The sequence below is a fragment of the Pseudovibrio sp. WM33 genome, from assembly GCF_001623165.1.
Lineage (GTDB): Bacteria > Pseudomonadota > Alphaproteobacteria > Rhizobiales > Stappiaceae > Pseudovibrio.
Map to the genome: position 1 here is coordinate 1 of NZ_LMCK01000058.1, position 6,653 is coordinate 6,653.

Consider the following 6,653-nt stretch of genomic DNA (forward strand, 5'->3'; position numbering starts at 1 on the left):
TAACTATAGGCGTGGACCACTTCAAAGGGGGAAGCTCAGTGTCAAATATATACTCAAACTTGTCCATGTCACATAGGCTGATCCTATGGTATTGAACATTTCCAGAGTATGAGAACTTAACTATTACGTGCTTATCGTTTTTGGTAAATAAAGTAGTTTTGCAAATAAAAGCGACTATATTTTTGGATATTCTGTAGGAGTGTTCAATGTTCCTTCCAACAAGGAAAAGGCGATCAATTGCGCTGGGGCTGTAGGTTGCTAAATCTGTCATTTTAGGCACTCATCAACATCATTGAATAGCGTAACAAAAAACCTTCCTTGATTAGCTTTTCGCCTCAATTTGCTTTTACGGCGAAAAATGGATTTTGAATCATGTATTTCTCAAGATCTAGTGGTGCATATTAAAAATAAAAGATAAAGAGTGAATTTTTAATTTGCAATCAGTGATTGATTTATGCAAGCAAGCCATGATTTGATGCAAGTAAATACTGAGATCGTTGAGGAGAGATATGCTGGGTTTTTTGATAACGGTCGCAATGTTGGGTTCGTTTGCAGCTTTAGGCTTACCGATTGTTGGCATCGTTCAAGCATGAAGTTCGAGCGAAGCGAGAGCCAATCTCGGTGTGTTTTTTAATTATTTTTTGTGTTTCATCCTTTTTTGGGGAGTAGTCGCGGCGGCTATTCTGGTCGTCGGATGACTGCAGGATGAAATAACTCATTGAGTTTTCGCCGTAGCTTCTGCAACGGCCCGTGCAATCACCTGCTCCTCGTTGGTGGGCATGATGAAGACGCGTACCGGTCCGGTCCCGATTTCCGGTGCGTTAGCCATGTTCTTTTCCTGATCGATGGTGATGCCGAGAAACTCCAGTGGTTCGCATACGCTGGACCGCACCCGAGCTGAATTCTCGCCAATGCCAGCGCTGAAGATTAGGGCGTCGATGCCTTCCAGAGTGGCGGCCATGGCACCCACCTCGCGGCGGATCTGGTAGCAATAGTAGTTGATGGCTTGCTTGGAAAACAGCTCTTCTGAATGTTCCAGCACGCGCATGTCTGAAGATTCCTCTGACAATCCCAAGAGCCCGCTGCGACGATAGATGATGCTCTCGATTTCTGCTGCCGACAGTTCTTTTTCCTGCATCAGATAGAGCATGACGCCCGGGTCCAACCGTCCGCACCGTGTGCCCATGGCCAGGCCGTCGACGGCAGAAAAGCTGGTGCTGGCGTTGATGGAACGTCCCTCCTCCACCGCGCACATAGAGGCGCCGTTGCCCAGATGGGCGATGACGAGGCGTCCGTTGGCGACATCGGGATGTTCCCGGCGCATTTCACTACAGATGTAATCAAAGGAAAGCCCGTGGAAGCCATAGCGGCGCACACCTTCCTCATAAAAATGCCGTGGAATGGCGAAGGCGTCATTGGGGAAGGTGTGACCGGCATGGAAGGCCGTATCAAAACAGCCGATCTGCAGTACGCCCGGAAACACCTGTTTGGCCGCGCGGATGGTGGCCAGACTGTATGGCTGGTGTAGCGGGGCCAGCGGAATCATCTGCTCCAGCTTCTGCACCACCTCAGAGGTCAACTCTGTTGGTTTGAAAAAGGCATTGCCGCCATGAACGATGCGGTGCCCTATGCCAACGACAGGCTGCCCTTGCAAGTAGGGCTCCATCTTGGCGAAGATGGCGACGACGGCGCTGGCATGGTCAACTGTGCCCAGCTCCCGCACGATGTCCTCGCCGGGTGTCTGCATCTTCAAGCGGGCAGAAGGGCCCAGACGTTCAACAATGCCGGAGATGAAAAGGTCAGGCTCAGCCTGCGCTTTGTAAAGCGCGAACTTGACGGAGGACGATCCGGTATTGAGCGTAAAATAAAAACTCATGCTTTTTGGCTCGTAGCGTAAAGAAGCGCAACAGCGCAAGACATTAACCGGGCCTTGTCGTCATCTGCACGGCTGGTGAGGATCACCGGACAGCGGGCGCCCATAACCACTCCGCACACTTCTGCATGGGCAACAAAGGCCAGTTCCTTGGCTAGCATATTGCCAGATTCCAGATTGGGCACAACCAGTACATCTGCCCTACCAGCAACCAAGGAGGTGATGCCTTTTGTTACCGCAGCATCAATGTCGATAGCGTTGTCCATGGCCAGCGGGCCATCCACGATGCCGCCCTTGATCTGGCCGCGTTCTGCCATTTTAGAAAGGATCGCAGCATCCATGGTGGAGGGGATTTTGGTGTTCACCGTTTCCACGGCTGAAAGGATGCCCACCTTGGGTTGTTGCTGACCAAGCGCCAGTGCCAGATTGATGGCGTTTTGGACAATATCCACCTTGGTTTCCAGATCCGGTGAGATGTTGATGGCCGCATCGGTGATAAACAGCAAATGGTCCAATCCCGGCACATCCATCACAAACACATGGCTGAGGCGATTGTCAGTGCGCAGGCCCACATCCCGTTTCACGATCTCCGCCAACAACACGTCGGTGTGGAGTTGGCCTTTCATGATGGCCTGTGCTTTGCCTTCGCGCACCATGGCCACGGCCTGTGCTGCCGCCTGACTGTTGCTTGCAACGTCAATGATATCGCAGTGGGCCAGATCTTTGCCAAGACGCTCTGCGGCATCCTCGATCTTTTCGCGAGAGCCAATCAGGACCGGCTCGATCAACGTGTTTTCTGCAGCCAGCAGAGCGCCGCCCAGTGACTTGCGGTCTTCTGGCGCCACAACGGCGGTGATGAGAGGTGGCAACGGGCGGGCTTGATCCAGCAGTCTATCGAAGTGCTCATGACTGCGCACGGTCAGACCCGGCAAGCTGACGGCCTTGGCGATTTGGCTGGTGCGCGGGGCGATAACCTCGGCCTCGCCTTCCACAATCACCTGACCGTCCGCACGTTCCACGGTGGTTTGCAGTGTCACGATGTAATCGGGCAGCTTTTCCGTCACTTTCACGCGGGCCGTCAGGTGGTCTCCTTCATAAGCACGGCCCAGAAAGCGCAGACTCTGGCTTTTGTAGAGCGTGCCCGGCCCGGGCATCTGATTGCCCAACACTGCAGAGATCAGACTGGCGACCCAGAGGGAGGGGGCGACGCCTTCAAAGTTGCCGTCTCCGTCCCGGTCTTCCTTGGGCAGGTGGATAGGGTTGAGGTCGCCGGAGGCATGGGCGGAGACGTAAAAGTCATCCGCAGAGCAGGTCCGCTCGTAAATGGCTTCCATGCCAACTTCGATCTGGTCATACGGAGTATTCTTGTAGGTTGTTGTCATCAAACCTTCCTAACCCCATTTGAGCGACTTCTTCAGACAGTGCCACAGTTCCAGTGACGTCGGCGCCATATTCTCTTCCTTGCCGATGATGTAAGACACCGCCTTGTACGCAAAGGTCTTGTCCTTCTCGCTTTTCAACAGAACCGGCAAGGCATTATACCCTGCTTCCATTTCGAAACGGGAAATGAGCGTCTGATCGTGAATGAGGAAATTGCGCTCTTTCGGATCCATGGATTTAAACGGTGCCCATGTGGTCAGCACTTCGTTGAACCGCTCCAGCTTTTCGCCGCGCACTTCGGTGCGTGTGTCGGCAATCATCAACACAATACGCACGATGGCTGCAGCTGCCCCGCCCTTCTCGATCTTCTTGAGCGCGTTCTGAATGCTGGTCAGGCTGTGCAGGTCTTGCATTGGCACCTTTGGCCGGCGGAAGGACAAGGCCTTGCCGTATTCCACTGCGGGCGGTGAGGCCCAGAAGGTGAGGAAGCTGTTTTCAATGAAGGCTTCGCGCATGTCCTTCAGCGCATCCCAACCATATTCAATGCTGTCGGCCATCAGTTCCTCCCAATAATGGAAAGGCGTTTTGGCCATGTTAGGCGTGTGGTTTTCCTTCACCGCTGCAGCGGCCATTGTGGGCCAGAACATGAAGGGATTGGTGGAGGCAAAAGCACCATTTGTCAGCCGCATGGGGTGCAAATCTCGCGTTGCATCTGCCGTTTGCGGGCTGTTAATGGTCTTCAACACAGGGCCAAGTGTGCTGTCATACACATCTTCCAGACTCTCCGAGAAACGTGCGACACCGGCAAAGGTTTTTTCGTCAATGCGCTCGCCGGTTTCCAGTAGCATTTCATCAATAGTCTTGCGGGCAAAACTCACCTTGAACTTGGCATCACAACCTTTGCCCGTCTGTTCCTCGATCTGAAGCTTATAGAGTCCCGGAGGTAAGGCTTCGATTGTCTTCAGCGTAGACGCAACCTGCGTATGCTCGCGCTTGGCAATGCTGGAGGACACGAAGATGCCCAGATGCCCGACCTGATCATGCAGCATATAAAGGATACGCTGGCCGAGGATTTCGATCTCCGCTTCATCCGTATAGGTATCGGCAATCCAATTGAGTGCCTGGTTTGGCGGCGTAATGTTATCACCATAAGAGGAAAAAACGATGATGGGCGACTTGATGGTCTTCAGGTCAATGGGGCGTCCCGGTTCCAGAAACGCTTCGTTTTTCGCCAGCTTGTTGCCGATGAAAAGATTATCCAGAATCCAGCGGAACTCCTCCTCCGTCATGTAATAGAAGCCGCTCCACCACTTCTGAAATTCCAGATAACGTTCTTCGCTGCTATCGATATTGGTGTACAAATCGTAGTACTTGCGGAACCAATTGCGACCCGGATTCAGCATCTCGAAATTCTGCACCAGATTGGCACCGTCAAACAGACCATTGCCCAGATCTGCAGAAAGTAGCGCAGGCACAACGCCGCCGGTTAGACCTGCTGAGTAACGCATGGGATCTTGCCCCAATTTACCGCTCCAATAGGACATGGGCGCACCGTTGAGCACGATCGGCCCCACCAGGTCCGGATAGACCGCTGCCAGAATAGCTGTTGCCCACCCGCCCTGACAGTTGCCAACCACAATGGGTTTGGGGCTGTCTGGGTGGCGTGAGATGATTTCGCGCAGGAAGGCCGCTTCGGCATGGGTGACGTGTGACAGCTCCTGATTGGGCTCTGGCATTGGATGAAAGGCGACGAAGTACACGGGGTGTCCGTCACGCAGGGCAACCCCCACCTGACTGTCATTCTTGAACCCGCCAATGCCTGCACCGTGGCCAGCACGCGGGTCGATGATCACATAGGGGCGCTTCCAGTCCAGCACTTCCACGCCCTCAGGCGGAATGATCTTCAAAAGCATGTAGTTGCAGGGGCGCGGCAGGTTGCGGCCCTCAACAACCACCTCGTAATCATAAATGAGAACAGGAGGACAACCCTTGGCCATGTGGTCAAAGTATGTGTCACTGGCTTCGCGCAGGGCATCCATGGTCAGGATGGCGCGTTCGCTGGATTCCTTGAGATAATGAGACCAAGCATCCAGCAGCTTCTTGGGCGTGTCGTACGGCCCCCAGGATGCGGCCAGTGCGTCGCTTTTGGTTTTTGATTTGGCCTGTTTCTTCTGAAGGTCGTTCATCAGGCGCGTGGAGCGTCGTGAGTTGGCGACCTGCAAAAACTGGTTCTGTTCAGCGAGGGCCTCAAAGTACTGGGCGGTTCGCTTGCTAAAGAGTTCTACTTGCATAATCTACCTCGGTGCCGGCCTAACCAATGATGCGGTAACCACCGTCAATGGGGTGAACCACGCCGGTGATGTTTCGGGCTTCATCACTGGCTAGAAAGGCGGCATATGCGCCAATGTCTTCAATACTTGCGAGTTTTCGGGTGGGTGCACGCTGCGTTGCGTCGGCCAGCATTTCGTCAAAACTGGTAATGCCGCTGGCGGCGCGTGTTGCCAGCGGGCCGGGCGACAATGCGTTGACGGAGATGCCTTTCTGGCCCAATTCTGCTGCCACATAGCGCGTGGTGCTTTCCAGCGCGGCTTTCACCGGACCCATGATGTTGTAGTGGCTGATCACCTTTTCCGAGCCATGGAATGTCACGGTCATGACGCTGGACCCGGAAGGCATCAGCGGTTCTGATTTGCGGATGAGGCGCAGGAAGGAGTGCACGGAAATGTCCATGGCCACGCCAAACCCCTCTGCCGAGCAATCCACCACGCGGCCATGCAGGTCAGCCTGCGGGCAAAAGGCGATGGAGTGCAGCAAAATGTCCAGCGAACCCCAGACCTGCTCGATTTGCTGGTAAAGAGCATCCACCTCGTCAGGTTTCGTCACATCCAGCGGCGCAAAAATGGCTGCATCGGCTTCTTCTGCCAGTGGGGCCACATGCTTTTTCGCTTTGTCATTCAGGTATGTAAGAGCCAGTTCTGCGCCCTGTGCCTTCATGGCTTTGGCGCATCCCCATGCTATGGACTGGCTATTCGCCACCCCAACAATAAGGGCTTTCTTGCCCTTCAATGAAAACATGCGGTCATTACCCTGTTGGTTGAAACCTGTCATTTGGAAGGAAAACAACAAGACTAGAAATAGCTATACAGGAGAAATAAGGAAAACCAAGGCGCGAAATCTAGTAAATAAATTGGGTGATTGAAATATTCAAAGAGTGACTATTTATGTAACTAAGTAATTTTGTAATTAATTTTAAGTCATTTCTCAGTAGGTGTCGAGCGACCTAGTTTTCCAAGACAAATGCGTCCGTCATTTACTTTTTTCGGTTGGCGACCAGAGCTGAGTGCCTGTCAGCACAGACGCCGTGAGCCTCCCCCTTTGAAGTGGTCCACGCCTATAGTTA

4 protein-coding genes are annotated in these 6,653 nt (G+C 53.4%); all 4 read right to left on the reverse strand.

Features of this window, described 5'->3' with window-relative positions; translation table 11 throughout:
• Nucleotides 1-715 precede the first annotated feature (715 nt).
• Genes PsWM33_RS11180 through fabI form a run of 4 tightly spaced genes read right to left on the reverse strand, consistent with a single transcriptional unit; the run spans nucleotide 716 to nucleotide 6,328 of the window.
• A complete protein-coding gene (locus PsWM33_RS11180; RefSeq protein ID WP_342585909.1) occupies nucleotides 716-1,915 on the reverse strand; it encodes an acetate/propionate family kinase in 1,200 nt (399 codons plus the stop codon).
• A complete protein-coding gene (locus PsWM33_RS11185) occupies nucleotides 1,873-3,255 on the reverse strand; it encodes a bifunctional enoyl-CoA hydratase/phosphate acetyltransferase (protein WP_063300269.1) in 1,383 nt (460 codons plus the stop codon). Before PsWM33_RS11185 ends, PsWM33_RS11180 begins: the two co-directional genes overlap by 43 nt.
• A gap of 9 nt (nucleotides 3,256-3,264) precedes the next feature.
• Nucleotides 3,265-5,544, reverse strand: coding sequence for a DUF3141 domain-containing protein (locus PsWM33_RS11190; protein ID WP_063300270.1), 2,280 nt, complete (start codon nucleotides 5,542-5,544; stop codon nucleotides 3,265-3,267).
• Nucleotides 5,545-5,563: 19 nt separating this feature from the next.
• The gene (fabI, locus tag PsWM33_RS11195) at nucleotides 5,564-6,328 is read right to left on the reverse strand and encodes an enoyl-ACP reductase FabI (protein ID WP_063300271.1); all 765 of its coding nucleotides are present in this window, start codon (nucleotides 6,326-6,328) and stop codon (nucleotides 5,564-5,566) included.
• Between the last annotated feature and the right edge of the window lie 325 nt (nucleotides 6,329-6,653).

Bases quoted from the DNA above. Each gene is read 5' to 3' on its own strand.
- fabI (WP_063300271.1), bottom strand. From the start codon at position 6,328: ATGTTTTCATTGAAGGGCAAGAAAGCCCTTATTGTTGGGGTGGCGAAT.
- PsWM33_RS11185 (WP_063300269.1), bottom strand. From the start codon at position 3,255: ATGACAACAACCTACAAGAATACTCCGTATGACCAGATCGAAGTTGGC.
- PsWM33_RS11190 (WP_063300270.1), bottom strand. From the start codon at position 5,544: ATGCAAGTAGAACTCTTTAGCAAGCGAACCGCCCAGTACTTTGAGGCC.